The sequence below is a fragment of the Solidesulfovibrio fructosivorans JJ] genome (assembly GCF_000179555.1).
Classification (GTDB): domain Bacteria; phylum Desulfobacterota; class Desulfovibrionia; order Desulfovibrionales; family Desulfovibrionaceae; genus Solidesulfovibrio; species Solidesulfovibrio fructosivorans.
On the sequence record NZ_AECZ01000068.1, the window covers coordinates 2,501 to 5,138 of the forward strand.

A 2,638-nucleotide genomic window follows, 5' to 3' on the forward strand; every position below is an offset into this window, starting at 1 on the left:
CCCTGTGAGGGGAGTGAAACGAGAACCTGAAACCGATTGCCTACAAGCGGTTCGAGCCGGTTTATCCGGTGAGAGCGTGCCTTTTGCATAATGAGCCAGCGAGTTTCCTTGTCGTGCGAGGTTAAGGTTAAAATACCGGAGCCGCAGCGAAAGCGAGTCTGAATAGGGCGAAAAGTACGGCGAGGAAGACCCGAAACCGGGTGATCTATCCATGAGCAGGTTGAAGCTCGGGTAAAACCGAGTGGAGGACCGAACCCATATGGGCTGAAAACCATTGGGATGACTTGTGGATAGGGGTGAAAGGCCAATCAAACTCGGTGATAGCTGGTTCTCCCCGAAATATATTGAGGTATAGCCTCGGATAGGATGAACGGAGGTAGAGCACTGAAAGGGCTAGGGGCCCCACCAGGTTACCAAACCCTATCAAACTCCGAATGCCGTTCATTTATTGTCCGGGAGTCAGACTCTGGGTGCGAAGGTCCAGGGTCGAGAGGGTAAGAGCCCAGATCGACGGCTAAGGTTCCCAAATCCATGCTCAGTGGGAAAGGAAGTGGGACCGCTCTGACAGCCAGGAGGTTGGCTTAGAAGCAGCCATCCTTTAAAGAAAGCGTAATAGCTCACTGGTCTAGTGGTCCTGCGCCGAAAATGTAACGGAGCTAAGCATGGTACCGAAGCCTCGGGTCCATCTTCGGATGGACGGTAGGGGAGCGTTCCCAGACGGGATGAAGGCAAGTTGTAAAGCTTGCTGGACTAATGGGAAGTGATAATGCTGGCATAAGTAACGATAAAACGGGTGTGAAACCCGTTCGCCGTAAGCCCAAGGTTTCCTGGGTAAAGTTAATCTTCCCAGGGTGAGTCGGTCCCTAAGGCGAGGCCGAAAGGCGTAGCTGATGGAAAACAGGTTAATATTCCTGTACCTGTTTGTGTGTGCGACGGAGGGACGCAGGAAGGTAGGTCAGCCGGCCGTTGGATGTGCCGGTGCAAGCGTGTAGGCTTGGAGAACAGGCAAATCCGTTCTCCTTCAAGGCCGAGACGTGATGCCGTGTCGTAAGGCTGAAGTGACTGATCCTATGCTGCCGAGAAAAGCTTCTAAGTTTAGCACAAGCAGACCGTACCGCAAACCAACTCAGGTGGGCGGGGAGAGTATCCCAAGGCGCTTGAGAGAACTCTGGTTAAGGAACTCGGCAAAATGACCCCGTAACTTCGGGATAAGGGGTGCCCCCTTTGGTGAAGCATTTACTGCGTAAGCCTGGGGGGGCCGCAGAGAAATGGTGGTGGCGACTGTTTACTAAAAACACAGGTCTGTGCGAAGTCGTAAGACGACGTATACGGACTGACACCTGCCCGGTGCCGGAAGGTTAAGGGGTGGAGTCAGCGCAAGCGAAGCTCTAAACCGAAGCCCCGGTAAACGGCGGCCGTAACTATAACGGTCCTAAGGTAGCGAAATTCCTTGTCGGGTAAGTTCCGACCTGCACGAATGGTGTAACGATCTCCACGCTGTCTCGACCAGAGACTCAGTGAAATTGATGTGGCGGTGAAAATGCCGTCTACCCGCGGAAAGACGGAAAGACCCTGTGCACCTTTACTACAGCTTGACATTGGAGCTTGGGCACTCGTGTGTAGGATAGGTGGGAGGCTGTGAAACCGGCGCGCCAGCGTCGGTGGAGCCAACCTTGAAATACCACCCTCGATTGTCTAAGCTTCTAACCCAATGCCGTTATCCGGCTTGGGGACATTGTCTGGCGGGTAGTTTGACTGGGGCGGTCGCCTCCCAAAAAGTAACGGAGGCATGCAAAGGTTCCCTCAGGCTGATTGGAAACCAGCCGTCGAGTGCAAAGGCATAAGGGAGCTTGACTGTGAGAGAGACATCTCGAGCAGGCACGAAAGTGGGCCTTAGTGATCCGGTGGTCCCGCATGGAAGGGCCATCGCTCAATGGATAAAAGGTACGCCGGGGATAACAGGCTGATCGCATCCAAGAGTTCATATCGACGATGCGGTTTGGCACCTCGATGTCGGCTCATCACATCCTGGGGCTGGAGCAGGTCCCAAGGGTTCGGCTGTTCGCCGATTAAAGTGGTACGCGAGCTGGGTTTAAAACGTCGTGAGACAGTTTGGTCCCTATCTTCCGTGGGCGTTGGAGAATTGAGAGGGTTTGTCCCTAGTACGAGAGGACCGGGATGAACGAACCCCTGGTGTTCCTGTTGTCGCGCCAGCGGCATCGCAGGGTAGCCACGTTCGGAAGGGATAACCGCTGAAAGCATCTAAGCGGGAAGCCCGCCTCAAGACGAGTTCTCCCCGAAGGACCCAGGTAGACTACCTGGTTGATAGGCCGGATGTGCAAGTACAGCAATGTGCTCAGCAAACCGGTACTAATAGTCCGTTCGACTTGATTTTTGCCATCCAAACAATCCCATCCCTTATTTTAACTTATATATTTGTCCTGGTGGTCACAGAGGAGGGGGTACACCCGACCCCATTCCGAACTCGGAAGTTAAGCCCTCCATCGCCGATGATACTGCGTACTCTTGCGTGGGAAAGTAGGTCGCCGCCAGGGCTCTTTTTCAAAGCCCCGGAGATTCAAAAGAATCTCCGGGGCTTTTTTTATGCCCCGCGCCACAATCGAAAGACACAAAAAAA

Annotated in this window: 2 rRNA genes (1 of these 2 only partly in view); both read left to right on the forward strand. The window is 53.8% G+C overall.

Annotated elements, in window-relative coordinates:
* Positions 1-2,395: ribosomal RNA gene (locus tag DESFRDRAFT_RS20450) — 23S ribosomal RNA — on the forward strand (it extends 528 nt beyond the left edge of the window).
* Between the two features lie 45 nt (positions 2,396-2,440).
* Positions 2,441-2,555 (forward strand): 5S ribosomal RNA (rrf, locus tag DESFRDRAFT_RS20455).
* Positions 2,556-2,638: the final 83 nt, after the last annotated feature.